Annotated in this window: 14 protein-coding genes, 2 tRNA genes, 2 rRNA genes, 1 pseudogene and 2 riboswitches; of the genes and pseudogenes, 4 read left to right on the forward strand and 15 right to left on the reverse strand. The window is 41.5% G+C overall.

The window, feature by feature from the left end; all coding sequences use genetic code 11:
• Window positions 1-44 precede the first annotated feature (44 nt).
• The 9 genes from ACNQFZ_RS09035 to ACNQFZ_RS09075 all read right to left on the reverse strand — a co-directional run bounded on the left by ACNQFZ_RS09035 (window position 45) and on the right by ACNQFZ_RS09075 (window position 13,451).
• A 23S ribosomal RNA gene (locus tag ACNQFZ_RS09035) occupies window positions 45-2,976 on the reverse strand.
• A gap of 224 nt (window positions 2,977-3,200) precedes the next feature.
• Window positions 3,201-3,276: transfer RNA gene (locus ACNQFZ_RS09040), tRNA-Ala, on the reverse strand.
• Window positions 3,277-3,288: 12 nt separating this feature from the next.
• Window positions 3,289-3,365, reverse strand: a tRNA-Ile gene (locus tag ACNQFZ_RS09045).
• Window positions 3,366-3,461: 96 nt separating this feature from the next.
• A 16S ribosomal RNA gene (locus ACNQFZ_RS09050) occupies window positions 3,462-5,008 on the reverse strand.
• The 16S and 23S rRNA genes sit together here with 2 tRNA genes alongside, the layout of an rRNA operon.
• Window positions 5,009-5,511: 503 nt before the next feature.
• Window positions 5,512-6,834 (reverse strand): NCS2 family permease, encoded by a 1,323-nt coding sequence (locus tag ACNQFZ_RS09055; RefSeq protein WP_458414945.1) that lies wholly within the window; start codon window positions 6,832-6,834, stop codon window positions 5,512-5,514.
• Between the two features lie 179 nt (window positions 6,835-7,013).
• A riboswitch (purine riboswitch) is annotated at window positions 7,014-7,115 on the reverse strand.
• 109 nt (window positions 7,116-7,224) lie between these two features.
• Window positions 7,225-8,766, reverse strand: coding sequence for a glutamine-hydrolyzing GMP synthase (gene guaA, locus ACNQFZ_RS09060; RefSeq protein WP_458415352.1), 1,542 nt, complete (start codon window positions 8,764-8,766; stop codon window positions 7,225-7,227).
• A 109-nt stretch (window positions 8,767-8,875) separates the two neighbouring features.
• A riboswitch (purine riboswitch) is annotated at window positions 8,876-8,977 on the reverse strand.
• A 150-nt stretch (window positions 8,978-9,127) separates the two neighbouring features.
• Complete coding sequence (locus tag ACNQFZ_RS09065; protein ID WP_458414946.1) at window positions 9,128-11,287, reverse strand: transglutaminase TgpA family protein; 2,160 nt, start codon at window positions 11,285-11,287, stop codon at window positions 9,128-9,130.
• Window positions 11,284-12,474: a DUF58 domain-containing protein gene (locus ACNQFZ_RS09070; protein ID WP_458414947.1), complete on the reverse strand. Its 1,191-nt coding sequence runs from the start codon at window positions 12,472-12,474 to the stop codon at window positions 11,284-11,286. The genes ACNQFZ_RS09065 and ACNQFZ_RS09070 overlap by 4 nt, the downstream gene beginning before the upstream one ends.
• Window positions 12,475-12,485: 11 nt before the next feature.
• On the reverse strand, window positions 12,486-13,451 hold the full coding sequence (locus ACNQFZ_RS09075) for an AAA family ATPase (RefSeq protein ID WP_458414948.1): 966 nt from the start codon (window positions 13,449-13,451) through the stop codon (window positions 12,486-12,488).
• Window positions 13,452-13,785: 334 nt separating this feature from the next.
• On the opposite strand from ACNQFZ_RS09075, the gene ACNQFZ_RS09080 reads away from it, so the two are divergent.
• The 3 genes from ACNQFZ_RS09080 to ACNQFZ_RS09090 all read left to right on the forward strand — a co-directional run bounded on the left by ACNQFZ_RS09080 (window position 13,786) and on the right by ACNQFZ_RS09090 (window position 16,208).
• Window positions 13,786-14,637: a DUF6612 family protein gene (locus ACNQFZ_RS09080; RefSeq protein WP_458414949.1), complete on the forward strand. Its 852-nt coding sequence runs from the start codon at window positions 13,786-13,788 to the stop codon at window positions 14,635-14,637.
• Window positions 14,638-14,694: 57 nt separating this feature from the next.
• Window positions 14,695-15,474 carry a M48 family metallopeptidase gene (locus ACNQFZ_RS09085; RefSeq protein ID WP_458414950.1) on the forward strand — a complete coding sequence of 260 codons (780 nt, stop codon included), beginning with the start codon at window positions 14,695-14,697 and terminating at the stop codon, window positions 15,472-15,474.
• A gap of 122 nt (window positions 15,475-15,596) precedes the next feature.
• Entirely contained in the window at window positions 15,597-16,208 is a 612-nt protein-coding gene (locus tag ACNQFZ_RS09090) for a DNA-3-methyladenine glycosylase (RefSeq protein ID WP_458414951.1), read from the forward strand.
• A 1,054-nt stretch (window positions 16,209-17,262) separates the two neighbouring features.
• Here ACNQFZ_RS09090 and ACNQFZ_RS09095 read toward each other — a convergent pair.
• Window positions 17,263-18,708: a phospholipase D family protein gene (locus ACNQFZ_RS09095; protein WP_458415353.1), complete on the reverse strand. Its 1,446-nt coding sequence runs from the start codon at window positions 18,706-18,708 to the stop codon at window positions 17,263-17,265.
• A 166-nt stretch (window positions 18,709-18,874) separates the two neighbouring features.
• Between ACNQFZ_RS09095 and glgP the strand changes: the two genes are divergently transcribed.
• Window positions 18,875-20,509 carry an alpha-glucan family phosphorylase gene (glgP, locus tag ACNQFZ_RS09100; RefSeq protein ID WP_458414952.1) on the forward strand — a complete coding sequence of 545 codons (1,635 nt, stop codon included), beginning with the start codon at window positions 18,875-18,877 and terminating at the stop codon, window positions 20,507-20,509.
• Between the two features lie 316 nt (window positions 20,510-20,825).
• On the opposite strand, the gene ACNQFZ_RS09105 is transcribed toward glgP, so the two are convergent.
• From ACNQFZ_RS09105 to ACNQFZ_RS09125, 5 genes and pseudogenes are all read right to left on the reverse strand, one after another.
• Window positions 20,826-21,035 carry a hypothetical protein gene (locus tag ACNQFZ_RS09105; protein WP_458414953.1) on the reverse strand — a complete coding sequence of 70 codons (210 nt, stop codon included), beginning with the start codon at window positions 21,033-21,035 and terminating at the stop codon, window positions 20,826-20,828.
• Between the two features lie 260 nt (window positions 21,036-21,295).
• Window positions 21,296-22,147, reverse strand: a pseudogene (locus ACNQFZ_RS09110) (IS3 family transposase); the annotation flags it as partial.
• Window positions 22,148-22,149: 2 nt separating this feature from the next.
• Entirely contained in the window at window positions 22,150-22,458 is a 309-nt protein-coding gene (locus ACNQFZ_RS09115) for a transposase (RefSeq protein ID WP_458411755.1), read from the reverse strand.
• A gap of 243 nt (window positions 22,459-22,701) precedes the next feature.
• Entirely contained in the window at window positions 22,702-23,079 is a 378-nt protein-coding gene (locus ACNQFZ_RS09120; RefSeq protein ID WP_458414954.1) for a hypothetical protein, read from the reverse strand.
• A 38-nt stretch (window positions 23,080-23,117) separates the two neighbouring features.
• Window positions 23,118-23,993, reverse strand: a complete 876-nt coding sequence (locus ACNQFZ_RS09125) for a hypothetical protein (RefSeq protein ID WP_458414955.1) — start codon at window positions 23,991-23,993, stop codon at window positions 23,118-23,120.
• Window positions 23,994-24,103: the final 110 nt, after the last annotated feature.

Genomic DNA, 24,103 nt, shown 5'->3' on the forward strand with positions numbered 1-24,103 from the left:
GTTGTTCCTTCAAAACTAGATAATCTGCATTCATATTCACTTATTTGGTTAAGTCCTCGATCAATTAGTATCTGTCAGCTCCACGTATCGCTACGCTTCCACCTCAGACCTATCTACCTCATCGTCTCTGAGGGATCTTACTTCTTACGAATGGGAAATCTCATCTCGAGGGGGGCTTCATGCTTAGATGCTTTCAGCACTTATCCCGTCCGCACATAGCTACCCAGCGATGCCTTTGGCAAGACAACTGGTACACCAGCGGTGCGTCCATCCCGGTCCTCTCGTACTAAGGACAGCTCCTCTCAAATTTCCTGCGCCCACGACGGATAGGGACCGAACTGTCTCACGACGTTCTGAACCCAGCTCGCGTACCGCTTTAATGGGCGAACAGCCCAACCCTTGGGACCGACTACAGCCCCAGGATGCGATGAGCCGACATCGAGGTGCCAAACCTCCCCGTCGATGTGGACTCTTGGGGGAGATAAGCCTGTTATCCCCAGGGTAGCTTTTATCCGTTGAGCGATGGCCCTTCCATGCGGAACCACCGGATCACTAAGCCCGACTTTCGTCCCTGCTCGACTTGTAGGTCTCGCAGTCAAGCTCCCTTGTGCCTTTACACTCTGCGAATGATTTCCAACCATTCTGAGGGAACCTTTGGGCGCCTCCGTTACTCTTTGGGAGGCGACCGCCCCAGTCAAACTGCCCACCTGACACTGTCTCCCGCCCCGATCAGGGGCGTGGGTTAGAATTTCAATACAGCCAGGGTAGTATCCCACCGATGCCTCCACGTAAGCTGGCGCTCACGTATCTCAGGCTCCTACCTATCCTGTACAAGCTGTACCAAAATTCAATATCAGGCTGCAGTAAAGCTCCATGGGGTCTTTCCGTCCTGTCGCGGGTAACCTGCATCTTCACAGGTACTATGATTTCACCGAGTCTCTCGTTGAGACAGTGCCCAAGTCGTTACACCTTTCGTGCGGGTCAGAACTTACCTGACAAGGAATTTCGCTACCTTAGGACCGTTATAGTTACGGCCGCCGTTTACTGGGGCTTCGATTCAGAGCTTCTCCTTGCGGATAACCCCTCCTCTTAACCTTCCAGCACCGGGCAGGTGTCAGCCCCTATACTTCGCCTTACGGCTTCGCAGAGACCTGTGTTTTTGCTAAACAGTCGCTTGGGCCTATTCACTGCGGCTCTCTCACGCTTACACGCTACCAGAGCACCCCTTCTCCCGAAGTTACGGGGTCATTTTGCCGAGTTCCTTAACGAGAGTTCTCTCGCGCATCTTAGGATTCTCTCCTCGCCTACCTGTGTCGGTTTGCGGTACGGGCACCTTCTACCTCGCTAGAAGCTTTTCTTGGCAGTGTGGAATCAGGAACTTCGGTACTATATTTTCCTCGCTATCACAGCTCAGCCTTCACAATGAGCGGATTTGCCTACTCATTAGCCTAACTGCTTGGACGCGCACAACCAACGGCGCGCTTACCCTATCCTACTGCGTCCCTCCATTGCTCAAACGGTAAAGAGGTGGTACAGGAATATCAACCTGTTGGCCATCGCCTACGCCTTTCGGCCTCGGCTTAGGTCCCGACTAACCCTGAGCGGACGAGCCTTCCTCAGGAAACCTTAGGCTTTCGATGGACAGGATTCTCACCTGTCTTTTCGCTACTCACACCGGCATTCTCACTTCTAAGCGCTCCACCAGTCCTTTCGGTCTAGCTTCAAAGCCCTTAGAACGCTCCCCTACCACTGACACGTAAGTGTCAATCCACAGCTTCGGTGGTACGTTTAGCCCCGTTACATTTTCGGCGCAGAGTCACTCGACCAGTGAGCTATTACGCACTCTTTAAATGGTGGCTGCTTCTAAGCCAACATCCTGGTTGTCTGGGCAACTCCACATCCTTTGCCACTTAACGTACACTTTGGGACCTTAGCTGGTGATCTGGGCTGTTTCCCTTTTGACCACGGACCTTATCACTCGTAGTCTGACTCCTAAGGATAAGTCTTTGGCATTCGGAGTTTGACTGAATTCGGTAACCCGATGGGGGCCCCTAGTCCAATCAGTGCTCTACCTCCAAGACTCTTACCTTAAGGCTAGCCCTAAAGCTATTTCGGGGAGAACCAGCTATCTCCAAGTTCGATTGGAATTTCTCCGCTACCCACACCTCATCCCCGCACTTTTCAACGTGCGTGGGTTCGGTCCTCCATCCAGTGTTACCTGGACTTCAACCTGGACATGGGTAGATCACCTGGTTTCGGGTCTACGACCACGTACTCTTGACGCCCTATTCAGACTCGCTTTCGCTGCGGCTCCGTCTCTTCGACTTAACCTTGCACGGGATCGTAACTCGCCGGTTCATTCTACAAAAGGCACGCTGTCACCCATGAATGGGCTCCAACTACTTGTAGGCACACGGTTTCAGGATCTCTTTCACTCCCCTTCCGGGGTGCTTTTCACCTTTCCCTCACGGTACTGGTTCACTATCGGTCACTAGGGAGTATTTAGCCTTGGGAGATGGTCCTCCCAGCTTCCGACGGGATTTCACGTGTCCCGCCGTACTCAGGATCCACTCAAGAGGGAACGAAGTTTCAGCTACAGGGCTGTTACCTTCTTTGGCTGGCCTTTCCAGACCACTTCACCTACTTCATTCCTTTATAACTCCGTATAGAGTGTCCTACAACCCCAAGAGGCAAGCCTCTTGGTTTGGGCTGTTTCCGTTTCGCTCGCCGCTACTAAGGAAATCGCATTTGCTTTCTCTTCCTCCGGGTACTTAGATGTTTCAGTTCCCGGGTCTGCCTTCAATACCCTATGTATTCAGGTAAAGATACTGTCCCATTACGAACAGTGGGTTTCCCCATTCGGAAATCTCCGGATCAAAGCTTACTTACAGCTCCCCGAAGCATATCGGTGTTAGTCCCGTCCTTCATCGGCTCCTAGTGCCAAGGCATTCACCGTGCGCCCTTACTAACTTAACCTGTTCGACGAATGATAAGCTTCGGATTACTTTGTCGGCTTCGCTTCCTGCGGTCCTCATGTACCCTTTAAACGTACACTCCGGTCCTCAGAAGCTCGCCTCCGCGTACTCCTCGCTTCTAATTCGTCTCACTGCACTCTCTAATAAATAGTACAAGTGCTAATAAGAACTTTCTTACAGTAAATATGAATGTTTACGATTATCTAGTTTTCAAGGAACAAGTTTTGGTGGAGACTAGCGGGATCGAACCGCTGACCTCCTGCGTGCAAAGCAGGCGCTCTCCCAGCTGAGCTAAGCCCCCAAATAATGATTATGGTGGGCCTGAATGGACTCGAACCATCGACCTCACGCTTATCAGGCGTGCGCTCTAACCAGCTGAGCTACAGGCCCATAATCTTATTATTTCATATTAAGTTAAATATATTCATAAGAGAAATGAACTCTCAAAACTAAACAAAATGTCGAAGCGTACCTTATTTTCCTTAGAAAGGAGGTGATCCAGCCGCACCTTCCGATACGGCTACCTTGTTACGACTTCACCCCAATCATCTGTCCCACCTTAGGCGGCTGGCTCCAAAAGGTTACCCCACCGACTTCGGGTGTTACAAACTCTCGTGGTGTGACGGGCGGTGTGTACAAGGCCCGGGAACGTATTCACCGCGGCATGCTGATCCGCGATTACTAGCGATTCCGGCTTCATGTAGGCGAGTTGCAGCCTACAATCCGAACTGAGAATGGCTTTATGGGATTGGCTCCACCTCGCGGTCTTGCTTCCCTTTGTACCATCCATTGTAGCACGTGTGTAGCCCAGGTCATAAGGGGCATGATGATTTGACGTCATCCCCACCTTCCTCCGGTTTGTCACCGGCAGTCTCCCTAGAGTGCCCAACTGAATGCTGGCAACTAAGGACAAGGGTTGCGCTCGTTGCGGGACTTAACCCAACATCTCACGACACGAGCTGACGACAACCATGCACCACCTGTCACTCTGTCCCCGAAGGGAAAGTCCTATCTCTAGGATTGTCAGAGGATGTCAAGACCTGGTAAGGTTCTTCGCGTTGCTTCGAATTAAACCACATGCTCCACCGCTTGTGCGGGCCCCCGTCAATTCCTTTGAGTTTCAGTCTTGCGACCGTACTCCCCAGGCGGAGTGCTTAATGCGTTAGCTGCAGCACTGAAGGGCGGAAACCCTCCAACACTTAGCACTCATCGTTTACGGCGTGGACTACCAGGGTATCTAATCCTGTTTGCTCCCCACGCTTTCGCGCCTCAGCGTCAGTTACAGACCAAAGAGCCGCCTTCGCCACTGGTGTTCCTCCACATCTCTACGCATTTCACCGCTACACGTGGAATTCCGCTCTTCTCTTCTGCACTCAAGTTCCCCAGTTTCCAATGACCCTCCCCGGTTGAGCCGGGGGCTTTCACATCAGACTTAAAGAACCGCCTGCGCGCGCTTTACGCCCAATAAATCCGGACAACGCTTGCCACCTACGTATTACCGCGGCTGCTGGCACGTAGTTAGCCGTGGCTTTCTCGTTAGGTACCGTCAAGGTACCAGCAGTTAACTGATACTTGTTCTTCCCTAACAACAGAGCTTTACGACCCGAAGGCCTTCATCGCTCACGCGGCGTTGCTCCGTCAGACTTTCGTCCATTGCGGAAGATTCCCTACTGCTGCCTCCCGTAGGAGTCTGGGCCGTGTCTCAGTCCCAGTGTGGCCGATCACCCTCTCAGGTCGGCTACGCATCGTCGCCTTGGTGAGCCGTTACCTCACCAACTAGCTAATGCGCCGCGGGCCCATCTGTAAGTGATAGCCGAAACCATCTTTTATCATAAGACCATGTGGTCTTATGAGTTATCCGGTATTAGCTCCGGTTTCCCGAAGTTATCCCAGTCTTACAGGCAGGTTGCCCACGTGTTACTCACCCGTCCGCCGCTGAATCAGAGGAGCAAGCTCCTCGTCATCCGCTCGACTTGCATGTATTAGGCACGCCGCCAGCGTTCGTCCTGAGCCAGGATCAAACTCTCCAAAAAGTGTTTGATTGCTCAAAATTAAACTGACTTGTGTTGAACTTAATGTTCAACTTTATTTGCACGCTTGACATTTTGTTTAGTTTTCAAAGATCATATATTATTGCGTTGTCTTAACGACAAGGTTAATAATAACATTTCTTTTCGTAGAAGTCAATAACTTTTTTTAAAAGTCTTTTAAAATCGTCTTGTCCATTAAAGGGAACTTTAATATATTACCATGTTGCTAGTTTAAAAGTCAACACTATTTTATTTAAAAATAGAAAGGTCTCATTTACCGCTTGAATCAAGCCGCCATTCGCACTCTATTACCTATTACTACGCTTGCTCTGTCCAAATCATCTGAACAAACGTTCATAATAGTATACACTTTTAACATGCGAATAGGAAAACCGTTATTCCCAACAGCTTTCTACCTTTTTACAAATAAAAAAGTACCCAAAGCCATGTTTGGGTACTTTCAATTATTATATGTTCTTTGATTATAAGAAAGAAAATGTCAGCTTTTATCTTAAGAATAAGAAGTACGCAAGGAATAGTAGGAATAAGCCATACATAATCGGATGTACTTCCTTGGCACGTCCTTTTACAACCATTGTAATCGGATAGAAAATGAAACCAACTGCAATACCCGTTGCAATACTATATGATAAAGGCATTGTGATTAGTGTAAAGAAAGACGGAACAGCGATTTCAAACTCTCTCCAATCAATACTGCCAACAGAAGTTGCCATTAGTACGCCGACTATAATAAGAGCCGGTGCTGTTACAGCCGCTGTTACGACTCCTAGTAATGGAGAGAAGAATAAAGCTAACAAGAAACAAATGCCCGTTACAACAGCTGTAAACCCAGAGCGTCCACCAGCTGCAACCCCAGCTGTAGACTCAACGTAAGATGTTGTTGATGAAGTTCCTAGAACTGCTCCAAGAGAAACAGCAGTCGCATCTGCCATTAATGCTTTTCCGACGCGTTCCAACTTATTATCTTTTATAAGACCTGCTTGATTTGCCACAGCCACAAGTGTTCCAGTTGCATCAAAGAAGTCTACAATGAAAAATGTTAAGACAACGCCAAGCATTTGCGGTGTAAACACATTTCCTAAATGAGCGATTGCCGCTCCAAATGTCGGTGCAATACTTGGAACAGGGGCAATTAATTTATCAGGCGCAGATATTAATCCAAAAATCATACCAGCAACCGCTGTTACTACCATTCCGATAAAGACGGCTGCATTTACTTTTCTAACCATTAAAACGATGGTAATTAATAAACCAAAAAGAGTTAACAATGTATTTGGATCTTTTAGATCTGATAAAGCTACGAATGTAGCTGGATTCGAAACAATAATGCCGGCATTTTTTAAACCGATAAAAGTAATAAACAAACCGATACCAGCACCAACCGCGTGCTTTAATTCATTTGGTATGACGTTAATGATTTTTTCACGAATACCTGAAACAGAAAGAATGATAAAGATAAGGCCTGAAACGAATACACCAGCAAGAGCAGTTTCCCAAGGTACTCCCATTCCTAGCACAACTGTGTAAGCAAAAAACGCATTTAATCCCATTCCGGGCGCAAGGGCTAGCGGGTACCTTGCATAAACACCCATAAAAATAGATCCATAAGCAGCTGCGAATGCCGTCGCAACAAATACAGCTTCTTTATTAATTCTTAGCTCATTCGGGAAATCCTTAACCCCATCCAAAGCCAATGTACTTGGATTTACGAACAGAATGTAAGCCATAGATAAAAATGTTGTAAGGCCGGCAATAATTTCTGTTCTGTAGTTTGTTCCAAGCTGTTCAAACTGGAAATACTTTTTCATACGAAATCCTCCTTTTAATTTTGGCACTATAAAATCTTCCTGTGATTTCATGATGCGAAGCCTAATTTAAAAAAGTACATTCCTCGATAATAGAAATTCCGATAACGAAAAAAGCCCCTAGTACGGAAATACTAGGAGCTTAGACTATAATCGAAGAATACTTGAAAGGGGCATACTTCATCCCTTTCGAATAACCTCGTAGTCAAGCCATTTCCGGTAGCTTGGTAGAAACTCTCGGGCCATATCCCCGACATTATACGACGTTCTTTTACACTATTCCGCTAAAACTTACATTTCATATTGTAGCAGGAACACTAACTATCGTCAATAAAAAAATACGAACGTTTATCACAATAAAATGAAAAACATTCGTATTTAGATCAATAATTACTATTCCCACTCAATCGTTGCTGGTGGCTTACTTGTAATATCGTACACAACACGATTAATATGTGCTACTTCATTAACAATTCTAGTTGAGATTTTCTCCAACACTTCCCAAGGAATACGTGCCCAGTCTGAAGTCATACCATCGATTGATGTTACAGCACGGATCCCAATCGTATAATCATACGTTCTTGCATCACCCATTACCCCAACACTGCGGATATCAGGAAGTACTGTGAAGTATTGCCAAATGTCGCGTTCTAAGCCGGCATTTTTAATTTCTTCACGAAGAATGGCATCTGATTCACGGACAATTTCAAGCTTGTCCTCAGTAATTTCACCTAGAACACGAATACCTAGACCGGGGCCTGGGAACGGCTGTCTCCATACAATTTCATCGGGAATGCCTAATTCCGTACCAAGCGCACGAACTTCGTCCTTAAACAGTGTGTTTAATGGCTCAATCAATTTAAATTTCATATCTTCAGGTAAACCGCCGACATTATGGTGCGATTTAATCGTTTGCGCTGTTTTCGTACCACTTTCAATAATATCTGTATAAAGAGTTCCCTGGGCTAAGAAGTCGATGCCCTCAAGCTTCGCGGACTCATCGTCAAATACATAAATAAATTCATTACCGATAATTTTCCGTTTCTTTTCCGGATCAGAAACGCCGCGTAATTTTCCTAAGAAGCGCTCTTGTGCATCAATTTTAATGACGTTCATATGGAAGCCTTCACTGAATGTCTTCATAACGCTATCCGCTTCACCTTTACGAAGGAGGCCGTGGTCGACAAACATACATGTAAGTTGATCGCCGATCGCTTTATGGATTAATACCGCTACAACTGACGAATCAACCCCACCACTTAATGCACATAGTACTTTTTTATCGCCAACAGTTTCGCGGATTTTCTTAATTTCGAGTTCAATGAAATTCTCCATAGACCAATTTCCAGCGCAGTCACACACTTCAAATACGAAGTTTTTCAACATATCATTTCCGAACTCTGAATGGCGTACTTCCGGATGGAATTGAACACCGTAAAACTTCTTATCTTCATTGCTCATGGCCGCAATTGGGCAAGATGGATTTGTCGCATCCACTACAAAGCCTTCTGGAGTATTAACAACTAAATCGCCATGGCTCATCCATACCACTTGCTCAAGAGGTAGATCTTTATAAATTTTAGATTGGTTTTCAACTTTAATCGTAGCTTTTCCATATTCACGATTATTTGCTTTTTCTACTTTACCGCCTAGCTTATGAGTCATTAATTGCATACCGTAGCAAATGCCTAATACCGGAATACCCAATTCAAAGATTTCATCGTCGCAACCAAAAGAATTTTCACCGTAAACACTATTAGGTCCGCCTGATAAAATAATCCCTTTTGGATTCAACTCTTTAATTTTAGCAACACTAATTTCGTGGTCATGAAGCTCACTATAAACTCCAAATTCACGAATTCTTCGTGTAATCAATTGGTTGTACTGACTGCCAAAATCCAGTACTAAAATCATTTCATTCACTTGTTCTCTAATTTCCACTATATTCACTCCTAAAAATAAATTACTTGGACACTATGTAAAAAGAAAAGCTAGAATATTGCCACCCGTATTTCTCTTACGAATAAAAAGGCAGAATTCCAGCTTTACGTTAGTCTGCCTTCATAGTCAGATCATTATCGGTGATCCGGTAGAGACTCTCGAACCGTATTATCGAGGATATATAAAGGAAAGATGTATTCATTTTATTTTATCAAAACTTTTGTTTCAACAGTAATCGACATCATCATCGACATTTTCAATCCCTAAACAAATCCGGGTATTCCAAAACAACGAACATTCCCTTTAAAACAACGTCTATTATTCGTATTTATCATACCAACGACAAAGCCTTTGGTCAAGAAAATATCCTATTCGCTAATTTTTCCCATAAATCGCAGATTATTTTCAAGTCCTCAGATGATTGTTCTTTTTTAGAGTACAAAAGTTTTTCATAAACATCCATCATTTTTTTCATCTCAGTGCTTCCTAATTTGGCATCTACCCTACTCGCAAACTCTCTAAGCGTTTCCCCACCTTGAATTTTCAGTCCCCTATTTTCCAGCAACAAAAAGAGGGTATCCACCGCTCGTTTTGGGTCAAGCTTATTTTTTCGAATTCGATACATCAGTAATAGCCAATACGGATACCACTTTGGCTTAAGCCCAATTAATAATCCTATCAGCAATAACGCTACAACAGCGAAAATACTAATTTCTTTCAAAGGGACGTTTAGATTCTTAAAGGAAATGCCACTCATGTTATTTTTGGCATGATTGAATTCATTTGCCTTTTTCTCATTCTCTTTATTTTGTTTTTGCTGATTCACGTCTTGATTAGACTGCAAAACTTCCGGTGTCGTATTTACTGTAAATGTATTTGGATTTCTAAATCCTTGCGTCGGTTCAAACGGTACCCAGCCGATTCCTGGGAAGTACACTTCAACCCACGAGTGGGCATTTGAATTTTTCACTTCATAAAGTCCCGCTCCATTATCAAGCGTTTTAACACGCTCTCCTTCTGTATAACCCTTTACCCACCTTGCCGGAATATCAATCGACCGCAAGAGGACAACCATCGAGGATGAAAAATTATCACAGTACCCTTTTTGGGACTGGAATAAAAACTGATCAACATAATCCTGATCCTCACCTGGCATATCAACATTTTTCGTATCATAGATAAAGCCATGCCCAGAAAAGTAGGTCTCAATTGCCTTCGCTTTTTCATATCTTGTAGGCTTGTCTTTTGTAATCTCTTTAGCCAGCATTTCAATTCGTTCTGGAAGTGTCTCAGGCAACTGTGTATAGATTCCTTTAACATAGGCATTGTCGCCTCCATTGGCGAGTTTTAAAGCTTCTATTGAAAAGGTAGGCTCATCATAGATCACCTCATAGGTAAGAAGCTGCACTCTACCTTCATTTTTTTTCGCAAAAAGCTTTCCTGTAAAATGGTCAGCCATTAATTGCACATTCTCGTCCTGCGGTTGTAGTGAGCGAAGGTCTGCAGGATAAGCAATATGCGGGTAAGGACTGCTATTCTTAAAGGAAATCTTTGCTTTTACATTTTTTTCTTTATCCACATTTTCAAAAATACCTAGATTAATACGATCTTTATCAATTACGAGTTGCGGTGCTTTTTCGGATACAATCCAGCCCTTCCCGGTATAAAAATCCTTCGATTCCACTCGCCAATAATGGGACTTCTGATCCTCCGCAGTAAAAACGGTTGTTTCATCATTAAGGAACGAGCCCCCAAGCCTTGAATCATCGTCATCATAACCAATTTTCTGTACAACGCTTCCTAAAAACTGCCCGGTTGCAGCACTTTTAATAAAAGGAACTGGATCAGGCCATTGTGGCCCTGCTTTAGGTGCATGTATACCAATCGTGATTGAAAAGGCAATCATCAAAGCCAACGGAAACAGAAAGGCAGCACGTAGCTTAACGCCTTCCTTTTCTCTTAGGCGAGCCATTTGCAAACAACCCAGCATGAAAAACCCAACCACTATCGTCCGGACAATTGCCTCACTTGCATCATACCGAGTAAATGTATCTAGAACCCCTAAATAAATAATGGTAAGGATATAAAATCCGAAAACCCGCTTCAATTGCATGAGCCAGTAGTGCATCAAATAACTCATAACCCATAGTAAAATCAGAAATAAAAAGCTCCTGAATAAATCGGTCAATTCCAACCATTGCGTCCCTAACAATGCCTGTGAATTCATGACTATATCTGCATAAAAGCGATAAAGCCATTCCAATTGCAAAAATGAGCCTTCAAAAAAGAGGGCATGCAATATATATAATAAAAATACGAATCGTATCGGAATGGACGCCCAAATAGGCAATTTTAAAAAATATAATAGAAAACATACTGCTGCAAAAGTCACAAAATATATACTGTTCCCTGTATCTGTTACAACTTCAAGCGGTCGCAGCCACTCCCAAAATAAAATAAATCCTAAAATATACAGAACAAAATTATATAGATGAAAGCGATGGTGATTGGTCATACTGTATTCACCCCAAGTCTTGCAAAAGCAACATCTTCATCTATCGCTTTTATGATTATATTTTGATGAATGGGCTGTTTGCTGTATTTCTGCATGCTTTCTAGGGATGTAAGCATAACAATGACTTTCCCCTGCTTGTTCGCCGATCCCTCAAGCCAATTTAACAAGGAAGGGGTGATGCGGTCCGTAACTAGGATAGTCGTTCTTCTTTCCGGGAACGCCGCTTTTTCTCTTTCAACCACTTGCGGCAGTATATGTGGGGAATCATTTGTCACAATCGCAAAATGGTAGAGCAGTTGATTGCGCCCTTCCATCGATTTTTTTGATGAGAAAACATTTCGGTCCGCTCCACCAGAAATAAGCGTGAAAGGATGACCTGTTGGATAGAGCCCCTCCATGAATGAAGCAGTATAGTGAACAACTTTTTCAAAGTTATCTGGACTAATTTCCCGGGACCGATCCATACAAATGACATAATGGTGGTCTTCTGTTCTATCAAACTCCTTTGAAATCAAGGTGCTCTTTCTTGCTGTCATTTTCCAGTTAATCCAAGACAGCCGGTCACCGCGCTGGTATTCACGGGTACCAGTTGGCATTATCGTCTCGTTTTTAAGATCAAGTCCCCTTGCCAAGGCACCTTCGCCAATATGCTTATCTAGGAAAGATAGATTCAAGCGCTGCCGTTTTGGATAGACAATTAATTTGCTTTCTACCTGAAAGGAGTACTCCTTTTTTATAAGGCCTAAAAAATCAGCCGAACTAACCGTTATGTCTCCAAAAAAGTGCTCTCCCCTCGATATTTCAGTTAGCTCATAAGTTACCGTCATTTTCCGTTTAAATAACGGATAAAGAACCAACTTATGTTCACCTTTTTCTGCCGGAAATGTATCTGTGATGATTAAAAAATAAAGTGGGAATGGCAGCTTCCTCATCAGTTGAATTTGGACTTTTACTGTATCCCCCGCTTCATACGTCTTATGCATATCAATGATTCTCTCTATCTTCCAATTCCAGAACGGATAAAGAGCAAACAGAAGGGAAAAAAGAAGAAAAGGCAAGAAACTATAAAAAAGAAACCAGCTGACAAAGCCGCCTTGAAACATAGCATAGGCATATAAAACTGCAGCCCCTGCTGCTAAAAAGATAATTTTTCCTAAGACTTTAAGCGGGTTTACTAGCTTTCTCATCAGTTTTTTTGTCACCACGCTTTATGAATCGGAACTTGAATGTGATCCAATACTTCCGTAAGGATTTCATCAGCTGTAATATGTTTATAGCTTGATTCAGAACTTACAATCATCCGGTGCCCAAAAACATATGGCGTTAAAAATTTAATATCATCCGGAATCACATAATCACGCCCGCTAATAAAAGCAAAGCCTTGCGCAGCTCTCATTAACGCAATTGACCCCCTCGGGCTGACACCTAAATAAATGGATGAATGATTTCTTGTGCTATTTGCTATTTCAACAATGTACGTCTTTATAGTTTCGTCGACAAATACATCCTTTACCATTTTTTGGAGCAATAACAAGTCATCTAATGTTAACACCGGCTCCAGCTCCTCAATTGGATGTGCGGCGGCTACGTTTCCAAGCACTTTGATTTCCTCGGCAGGTGTTGGGTAACCCATTTTCATTTTTAATAAAAAGCGATCAAGCTGTGCCTCTGGAAGTGGATATGTCCCTTCATATTCAATTGGGTTTTGTGTGGCCAACACCATAAACGGATGCGGCAGCGACATCGTTGTCCCATCCACCGTAATATGCCCTTCCTCTAAGCCTTCCAATAAAGCTGACTGCGTCTTGGGCGATGTTCGATTGATTTCGTCTGCAAGCACAATATTCCCCATAATCGGGCCCGGACGATATTCAAAATGCATTTCATTTGGATTATAAATAGAAATTCCCGTTACGTCCGAAGGCATTAAATCTGGCGTAAATTGTATTCTTTTAAAAGAGGCATCCATGGACTTAGCGATAGCCCGTACCATCATCGTCTTACCGACCCCCGGCACATCCTCTAGGAGAACATGACCTTGGGCAAGTAAGGCAACTAAGCACAGCGTCACCTCTTCCCGTTTGCCGATGATTACTTTTTCTATATTATGAATGATTTTATCAATCATAGGATGTAATTGGTCGATACTCACTTTTCTTTTCATCAAAAAAATCCTCCTTTTATGGAAGTCTAACAGAATAATATCTATTAAAGTCCTATTATATCGTAATTAGTGAAAGATTTCTCCAAAAAAGATAACCTAGTTTTTACCATATATGGTTGAATCGGAAAATAATTATTAGTACTTTAGTCAAAAGTCACGTATAAAAAATTGTTTTATATCTCTAAAGTCACATATAGAAGGCATGTTCTTCTGATTCTAAATATCTATTTATTACAAATTTTGGATTTTAACTTATCCATAAGATAATTTATGGTATTATATTGAAAGTTTGTTATTTTTAAACAATACATTCACAAAAAAAGGAGTGGTAAACATGGTTAGGAAATCACTATCAGTTGTGATTGGCTTCGTTTTCATTATGATGCTGGCAGCCTGTAACCAAACGGCGGAGCCTGTGGAGAAGAATGGGACTAACAATGAACAGAAAAAATCCAGCTTAACTGTTGAACAGCTTTTTGAACGTTCTACTGAAGCATCTGCAAAGATAAAAAGTTTTACTGTAAATATGGATTTAAAGCAAAACATGAGTGGTGTCCCTGAAGTTGGAGACATGGCGATTGATTCCACGATTGAAATGAAATATGTAGCAGACCCTATTCAAATGTACCAAAAAATGAAGATGAATATGGGTAAAGAAGTTGGTACTATGGACACAGAAGTGTATTTAACAAAAGATGGCATGTTTATGTATGACCCTACCCAAGGTGGATGGATGAAATTCCCGAAAGATATGTCCGATCAACTTATGAACTTAACAAACCAACAAGGCAATCCTGGAGATGAATTGAAAAAGCTGCAATCATTTATCGATGATTTAACATATAAGGAAGATGATAACGGCTATATTCTAAAATTATCTGCTTCAGGGGAAAAATTAAATCAATTTATTAAAGAAACGATGAAATCAGTTGCTCCAGAAATGGCACAAGATGAAATCTTAAATGACGCTATGAAAATTAATAGTGCAAAATACGAAATTGTGATTGACAAAGAAACCTATTTACCAAAACAACTCAATGTTGATATGGATCTCGACTTTACAGCTGAGGGCGAAACTATGCATCTTAGCCAATCAATAAAAGGCGTTTATAAAAGCTACAATGACATTGAAAGTATAGACGTTCCGCAGGAAGTCCTTAATACAGCTGTCGAAATGAAAATGTAAAGGTGCTATGGTAACACTAAGCTTTTTTAAAACTGAAGAAAATGCGGAGGATTTTAGATGAATGAAAGATTGGTTCATCCAAACGAAAAAACCTATTATACTATTAGTCTGATCATTAGTATTATTATCTATCTTTTCCTAGTAATCTCCATAGTTGGTATCGTTTATTTACTTATGGGATTTGTTTTTTTCCTAATCATGCATGGTCTTTCCATTGCCTATATTCGCAGCAATGGAGTCAGACTGACCGCCAAGCAATTCCCAAAATTATACCAAACAGCTACTAAAGTTGCTCAAGATATGGGGATTGAAAAACTACCGGATATGTTTATCATCCAATCCAATGGGATTCTAAATGCCTTCGCAACTAGATTTCTAGGACGAAATTTTGTCGTTCTCTACTCAGATATCGTTGAGCTAGTGAAAGAGGATCATGATGATGAATTAATGTTCGTAGTTGCTCATGAACTTGCCCATATTGAACGACGCCATATTACAAAGCAGATTTTAGTTTTTCCTGCGCAGTGGGTTCCTTTTTTAGGCAATGCCTATTCTAGAGCTTGCGAATATACTTGTGATAAAATGGCTGCGGCCTACATTAATAATTCTGCTGCATCAGTGCGCGCATTAATGGTCCTCGCTGTTGGTAAAGTGTTATTTAAAGATGTAAACGTTGAGGAATATTTATTTGAATCGAAAAAGGAAACGGGATTTTTCGTGTGGCTATGCGAAGCCCTATCTACTCATCCTCCACTTCCAAAGCGGATTATTGAGGTTGAAAATATGAGTGTGACTCCTGAGACTTATGGAACTCATGGTATACAGACGAACTATTAATTGAATAAATTAACAAAAGCCGGCTATTCTAGTTATAAGATTAGGCGGCTTTTGTTCTGGTTTTACAAATAAAAAATACACCATCAGCTGATTATGGCTGTTAAATGAAGGTGGTGCGGAATATGAACGGAGACCAAGTTAAAATCAAAAGCAAAGAATTTTTCGAAGGACCAACGTTGGAACTTGCCCAAAGACTGCTTGGCTGTTTGTTAATTAAAAATACAGATGAAGGGGTAGCATCTGGTTTTATTGTGGAAACAGAAGCCTATATTGGACCAGGTGATAAAGCAGCACATAGCTACCAAAACCGCCGCACCAAAAGGACGGAAATTATGTTTCATGAAGCCGGGCATATCTATACTTACCAAATGCACACCCATTGCCTAGTTAATGTTGTAAGTGGGAAAAAAGAGGCACCAGAAGCGATTCTGATTCGTGCCCTTGAGCCATATCATGGCGTGGAACTGATGAAACAAAGGCGCAAAATGGATAGTTTGAGGAATTTAACGAATGGGCCGGGGAAGCTTACAAAAGCACTGGGTATCGGGATGGAGGATTATGGTTATGCGTTTTGGCAACCTCCACTTATGATTGCCGATGGCTTTGTACCTGAAGCTGATGGGATTGCTACTGGAAAACGAATCGGCATTCATAACAGCGGCGAGGCTAAGGAGTATCCGTGGCGCTTTTGGGTTAAGGGGAATCCTTATGTGTCAAAGGGGCCGAAGGAATAGCGGGTTGGAGGTTGGGGGGTAGTCTACAGTTCTAGTGACCGGGTTGGCGGGTTCGGCAGCGGTTTGGGGGCTGGGACCTGGCTCTAGTTACCGGGTTGACTTTGTGAGCTCGGGTTCGGGCACTACTCCACGGTTCTAGTTACCGGGTTGGCTTTGTGAGCTCGGGTTCGGGCACTACTCCACGGTTCTAGTTACCGGGTTGGCTTTGTGAGCTCGGCTTCGGGCACTACTCACCGGTTCTAGTTACCGGGTTGACTTTGTGAGCTCGGCTTCGGGCACTACTCCACGGTTCTAGTTACCGGGTTGGCTTTGTGAGCTCGGCTTCGGGCACTACTCACCGGTTCTAGTTACCCGGGTTGGCGGTGCAAAATAGTTTTTGGGCACGCGAGGTCATCTTGCATTACCATTCCCTTGCTCCTGCACACCTTTCGGGCACGTGGGAACACCTCGCGTTACCGTTCTCCCGCTCCTGCACACTTTTCGGATACGCAAAACCTCCTTGCGTTACCAAGTCCCCGCTCCGACACCAACTTCGGGCACGCAAGACCATCTTGCGTTACCATTTCCACACTCCTGCACACTTTTCGGATACGCAAAACCTCCTTGCATTACCAAGTCCCCGCTCCGACACCAACTTCGGGCACGCGAGGTCATCTTGCATTACCATTCCCTTGCTCCTGCACACCTTTCGGGCACGTGGGAACACCTCGCGTTACCGTTCTCCCGCTCCTGCACACTTTTCGGATACGCAAAACTTCCTTGCATTACCAAATCCCCGCTCCGACACCAACTTCGGGCACGCAAGACCATCTTGCGTTACCATTTCCACGCTCCTGCACACTTTTCGGATACGCAAAACCTCCTTGCGTTACCATTTCCACGCTCCTGCACACTTTTCGGGTACGCAAAACCTCCTTGCGTTACCAAGTCCCCGCTCCGACACCAACTTCGGGAACGCAAGACCACTTTGCGTTACCAAGTCCCCGCCCAGTACCAATCTCCGGGTACACAAGACATTCTTCTTATTAACAAAATAAACCACCATTAACTACAACTAAAACGTCGACAACCCGCTCCACTCCTGAAAGCGATACACCCAATATTTCACAGACGAATCATCCTGATATTTTTCATAATCTGCGGTATAAACGCCGCCCTCATTTTCCCAAATTCTCATAAAATAGCTTTCTATCTCTTTCACAATCTCATGATCATTATCAGCAACAATCTTCACATCCGCTTCCAAATTAAAATCACCGATATTTCGCTTCGTAAAATTAGACGACCCGCCAAAGATCACACTTTCTTCTGCCTTTTTCACAAATAACAGCTTTGTATGGTATTGTTCCCCATGTGTGTCATACCATCTAATCTTGATTTTACCGTCACTCTTATCCATTAATTCGCTAGCTACAGGACGGTTTGGTATCCCATTTTTCTCCATCCCAAACGCGTCTTTATTTGGATCTAATACAAGTTGAACGGAAACATCCCGATTCGCGGCAGCCAGCAACGCTTTAATAATATCCCGGTCTGATAGGTAAAACATTCCGAGCTTAACCTCATCGCCCTTTCCCGTTTCGTTCAAAGTCCTAAGAATATGCTTTTTAATTTTTCCTTCTGTTATAAAACTTGCTTTCACTTGATCAGCTACATCTTGGCCATCTGTTCCAATCGCCCCCGGATTCGCCATCACCGCCACCGCATTAGGTGTAAACTTCTCATCAGACATCACGGCAACACTGTTTTCAGAGTTCACGATATCCTCAACAACCCTACCCTTTACAACAAAAGCAATATTGGAGTGGTACCCGCTGGCATCATGCGGATTTGCGGAAGTCACAATCGCTTGCTTTTCAGTAGCAACTAACTTCCGATGATTGGCTTTAAAATTCAACAGCTTGGCATAGGATTTTAATTTCACCCTCGGGGAGTCATCACTAAAAGGATTTGGCAGCCAGCCATTCTCAAAATCCCCTATCCAACTAACAAAAGCCCGGTAAAAACCAGAATAAGTTGGATTGGAATCTCTTAATTTGTTTAAATCCGTATAAATTACATGGACCCCACTTGCATTCAATTGATCTATATATTTTGTAGAATATGAATCATAAAATGAGTTCATTTCATCAGTTATAAAAGTAATATCAATTGCAGGGTTTTCCTTTTTCTTATTAACTAGTGCAGCAGTTAACTTTTCTGTCAAGCCCGGATACTGTACTGATTTATCATAGGCATCATTGAATAAAAACATATCAATGACAATAAATTGCTCAGCTTCTTCAATTGTCTTTATAATATTATTAAAAATTACTTGTTCACTACTCCTCTTGCCGTCCTTAAGGTACGTTAAATCGTATAAAAAGTCGGCATCATAGACTGCATGCTCCCGCCCTTCATAGGACAATCCAACCGGGATGCTTTTGTTATACCCATAGACTGCAAACAAAACACCAATAAAAATTAGAAGCAGCAACACATAACGCTTTTTAAAATTCACCTTCTTCAATATGAATCACCTCTTCTTTAACAAAATTCCTCAACATTCCAATTCTAACATATATTAGGTTATAACAGACGGATATTCATCTAATCGCCATTTGGAATGCGTTTACAATTTATGCAGGATTTGAAATAATGATAGTACTATAATTTCCCAAAACTAGATGAGGAGGGAATTTTTTATAAAAAAGAAAAAACAGCAGTTGCCATCTGTCGCTTATTTTTGTATGGAATATGGTTTGGATTCATCCCTAAAAACCTATGCTGGCGGGCTTGGAATTTTAGCAGGTGATTATTTAAAGGGGGCCAAGGAATTTAACTACCCTATCATTGGAATCGGCATTAAGTGGAAGCAAGGCTATACAGAGCAGAAAATAGATGAGAATGGCAGACTTTATGATGCATTTTATAATAATGAATATGATTGTTTACTAGATACAGGTGTTTCCGTGACCGTTACAATTAGACAACGAGAAGTAGTTTGCAAGGTTTGGAAGCTAGAAAAGTTTAACAATGCCCCAATATACCTTCTGGATACTGATTTACCGGAAAACGAGGATCGCTGGATTACAGGGCAATTATACGGCTGGTTTGGAGAAGAACGTATCGCCCAAGAAATGGTGCTAGGCATCGGTGGCGTCCGGGCATTGCGGGCTTTAGGAATCGATATCGATGTCTATCACTTTAATGAAGGTCATGCCCTGTTTGCAGGCCTTGAATTGATTAAAGAAAAAATGCAGAAAGGGCTGAAATTCGCCGCGGCCGTTGAAGCTGCAAAAGAGAAAATTGTGTTTACAACACATACACCGATCATTCAAGGAAATGAATCGCATTATTTGGACCGCCTATTGTATATGGGCGCGAACAACGGCTTAACATTAGAGCAGCTCATTTCTATCGGCGGCTCGCCTTTTAATATGACCGTTGGAGCATTGAGACTCGCGCGCAAATCGAATGCCGTTGCCGAACTCCACTGTAAAACAGCCAACGAAATGTGGGCACATGTTGACAATTGCTCAGAAATCATCGGCATTACGAATTGTATCCACAAAAAAACATGGGTCGATGAACGGATGCTAAAAGCTGCTGAAAATGACAGTGATTTGTGGAGTATTCATCTTGATAACAAACGGAGATTAATAGATTTTATAAAAGAAAGAACAGGAGTTACCCTTAAAGAGGATAAACTACTAATCGGATTTTCAAGACGCGCTGCCCCTTACAAGCGCAGCGATTTTATTTTTACAGATGAAACAATCATTGGGCCGCTATTACAAAGCGGGGAAATTCAAATTGTTTTTTCTGGAAAGGCCCACCCATTAGACGATAACGGAAAGGATATTGTGATGAGGCTTGTGGCGATGGCGAAAAAATATCCAGATTCCGTCATCTTTCTCGAAAACTATGATATGGAAATCGGCAAAATGTTAACAAGGGGTGCCGATGTTTGGCTTAACAACCCAAGAAGGCCACAGGAAGCCAGCGGCACATCAGGCATGAAAGCAGCGATGAACGGTATCCTCAATCTAAGCACATTGGATGGCTGGTGGCCGGAAGCGTGTAAGCATGGTATCAATGGTTGGCAATTTGGTGACGGCTTTGAAAGTGAAGAAGAAGCGGAGCAAGATGCCCATGACCTAAATGAACTTTACACAGTATTGCTAGATGAAGTCATCCCAACCTATTATCGTAATCGAAAAAAATGGATAGCAATGATGAAAAACAGCATCATCAGCACAAAGGATCAATTTGATATGAAACGGATGCTTGCGGAGTATTATCAGCATTTATATATGTAAAAACTAATCGACAAGCCCTAAGCGGCTTGTCGATTATAATGCTTATTATTTAGAGAAGAAAATAAGATAAAACAATCAATATAGCGCAAAAAATACTAGCAATATAATTACCATTTTTAAAAAAGTAAGGGAAAAATGCGAGACCAATCGTACCTAAAATAAAGGATAAAAATAAGGACCATACCATATTCATCAACTTCCCTTGGACTAATTCAAGTGTTTACTAACAATCTACCTAGAAAAGTAATAATAGCTTTAAAGTTTTTTCATCATAATACGTCTAAAATAATATACCTTTAAGTTCTTAGCTATATACTCAGTTGTGATTGAATTCTGAGTCTTCATCATATGGAAGAATATCACCTTCCCAATTACATGTTTCACATTCACACGACCAGCCATTTATATTTATTATAACAGTTGCTCCACTTGTATCTTTAGATTCATAAGATGTGAATGACTTAGTATAAAAATCTTCATCAATAAATTTTGTTCCACAATTTGGACAATATATTGGTTTTGCCATTAACTATTACCTCGTTTTCTTAATACTCATCATAAGTCCTAGGTGCCTGTGCATTGCGATCCAAAAAGTAGACAGTATAAATTCGGATATAGCCGCTTAAGCCAGGGCTGATAAGCCCTGGTGCTTTTTCTCTTCTCATCATCTTGGAGTGTCTCAGAAAGTTGGTAGACAGTCAAGGAAAGCACTTGACAGTCTACCAACTTCCTGAGCTTTGGTTATCAAGCTGAGAAGGAGAAAAAATAGTCCTTGGTCCTCATCTGTTAACACGCTTTGGCGAAACGGACTGGTGTACGGTAATCTAACACCCCTTGGATACGGTTATGGTTGTAATAACGAATATAGCTGTGGATTAGCTCTGTAGCCTCTTCCATACTTTTAGCTGTTTTTAATTCATGTATTTCAGTTTTTAAGTATGAGAAAAAGCTTTCAATACAGGCATTATCAATGGCATTGGCCTTTCTGGACATACTAGGGTTGATAGTGTAGGTGTCCATTAACTCTTTCCATCTATTAGAACGATAGGCCATTCCCCGGTCCGAATGGATGATAAGTTTATTATCTATTTTTCTAATTTCTAATGCATAGAGCAGTGTATCTTCAACCAGTTGAACATCATGAGTTTTGGAGATTTGATATCCTAAAATACCATTATTGTGAAGATCCATGATGGCTGATAGGTATAGCTTTTTATCTGCAACAGGTATTTCTGTTACATCTGTGACCCACTTTTCATTTAATTTAGTAGTGGTAAAATCACGTTTTAATAGATTGTCATAAATGTGCCCAGCAGCGGTTACCTTACTGATAGTTGTAGATTTCTTCTTCGTTTTCCTTGACTGGCTTTTATAGCCTAATTCTTTCATCAACCTTCGTACCACTTTTTCACTTACGGGCAGATTATATTTATCTCTTAATTCAGCATGTACTTTTCTGTAACCGAAGTTTTTATTGTGTTCATGATAAATTATAGTGATAAATTCTTTTATTTCTTTGTCTTTGGTAGATTCCTTTTTCTTTTTACCCTTGTTTTTGAGATATTTATAGTAGCCAGACCTTGATACACCTAATTTTTTGCAAATCTTATCAATAGGGTATTTACGCTTTAATTCATCAACTACTTTGAATTTGGCTTTTTTCCCTCCTTGTACAGAATTTGCAGATACTTTTTTAAGATTTCATTCTCCATTTCTAGCTCTTTAATCACATAATCTTTATCTAATGTTGGATGATTTCTAAGTTTAGGCTTTAAACCCACTTCTCCATATATTTCATAGTTCTTAATCCACTCATAAATATAATCAGGATCGGCGACTTTTAGATGTTTGGCAACAATCTTTACACTTTCTCCGGCCAATACTCTTTGAACTGCTTCCAGTTTGAGTTCAAACGAATATCGTTTATGAAATCTCTTTTTAGTAGACATATAATTCACTCCTTCATGACAATTATGGTCATAGATTTCCCGAATTATACGTGTCTACTGTAGTGGGCGCGATTCACCGGCACTACCCGGAAAATGACAATGACGAGATTTATAGAATTTTAGAGTTAGCATTATGGGGAATTTACAAAACTAGAGAAATAAGGGTAACGTTCTAAAAGAAAATGTGCTTCACCTTGTAAAGCATCATTCCCTTACGCTACCCCATGTATAAATTTATCAATACTATTTACCCTTATCAGTAACTATACAATTAATACTTAATATACCCATAATCACATGAATTATTGAAAATCCCCAATGTGCCTTAAAAAGATTATCCGGTGCATCAGTTATTGGAAAACCATTAAATATAATCCACAAAAAAGCTGGAGGAATCTGTATGACAAATATGAACCACAAGATAAGAAAATAAAATATTCTGCCAATAAAACCTTTATAGATAGTAGGATTAAAAACTAACAAAATACACCCTAATAAAAAAGAAACTGCACCCCAAACATGAACAATACGCTCTACACCTCCAAATATTAGTCCGAAGGCATATACAATTCCTACAATAATTTGAGAAAGACCCAGTATCTTCCTGACCCTTTGATGCATTTATTTTCTCACTTTCAAAAAATTTGTTTATTTTTCAATTATTTCTTAGAAAGGGACTCCATTTTCCAGTATAGTCCAGCTGGAATAAGCCCATCAATACTTGCCTCTATTGAATAAACGATACTATTCTTTTTTAATTTTTGTAGCTTACTAGGTTTTGCGGATCCTTCAATTTCTATAAATCCTTTAAATGATGAAAGTTCGCTGGATAACGTATTTAAAGAGTCATAATCTGAACGATTAGTACCAATAGTTTCAATTTCTCCGTTTTTATTAATACCTCTAGCATAAACCTCCTTTACATTTAATTTATTTTCTTGAATGATGTCATCTAAATCCTTAGCATTAATTGGTTCTTTAAAGGTTACAACAAATGACACATCCTTACTATCATCATTATATTTATTAAGTTTGTTATCAGCCTTTTCTTTATATTTGTCCAAATCCTCTATTGTTTTTATATTATAATATTCCTCATTTACTGGTTTGCTTTCATTAACCCCTTCCTCAGCTATAGTATCAAAATCCGCAAAAGAAGAGGAATAGATATTGGACATAACATCGTTAATATAAAAGCCACCCAAATAACTTGTAGTTCCAAATACTGTATTGTAATCACATGAAGAGCAAGATGGTGAACTACTTTCAGAAGAGTAAGAAGTTATTGCTGGGTTTTTACTACTATTAATAATCTCCCAAGTACCTTGCACACTATACATAGTTCCAGCATAAATTTTTGATTTATCTCTTGAAACAACTTCTAATTCATCAATATAGCCATCTCCAATTATACCATCACCCTCAAAATCATATTTTGGATCTGGGAGTGTTGTAGAGAGGAATCTACCGTTAATATACCCATTTTTTCCATCCTCTCTAAAATCCAAAGTAGGATATGATGAATCTTTCCTCATATTTGTAACTTCAGCAGAATTCCACTTAAAGTCAATTTGACTAAGTATATGACTCTTACCACTAATGGTAACCGTGGATCCACTAATTGTTCCGCTACTAGGGAAATCCC

Source organism: Schinkia acidoalkalinis (assembly GCF_054301215.1).